Here is a 357-nt window from a genome sequence, read left to right as displayed (position 1 = left end):
TAGGGAACTCTACTACAGATACTAATAGAGATACTTCTCCACAACCGTTTTTATCTCTGACTAATATATTGTAGAACCCGCCCTCTAAACGCTCGAATATCGGGGAGTCCTGGTAACTATGTATGATGACATTGTTTTCATCAGATAGGGCATATTCATAATCACCAATACCTAGATTTGTAGGATCAATAGTGATCGAGTTATTATCAGAATCATCAACAATAGTAACGTCATCTTGTGTGATGGTTGCAATGATAGATTCATTTACTTGTATGGTTCTAGTTCTGGTACATCCTGTTCCATTAGTAGTTGTAGCAGTAACGGTATAGAGTCCTCCTTGATTAGGGCCAACGTTTA

Annotated in this window: 1 pseudogene; it reads right to left on the bottom strand. The window is 37.8% G+C overall.

Annotation, left to right across the window (positions count from 1 at the left end):
* Window positions 1–357: pseudogene (locus RQM59_RS14385) on the bottom strand (T9SS type B sorting domain-containing protein); the annotation flags it as partial.

Source organism: Asprobacillus argus, assembly GCF_032248395.1.
Taxonomy (GTDB): Bacteria; Bacteroidota; Bacteroidia; order Flavobacteriales; family Flavobacteriaceae; genus Polaribacter; species Polaribacter argus.
Note: the sequence above shows the minus strand (reverse complement) of the source record. Positions and strands in the feature narration are given on the sequence as shown.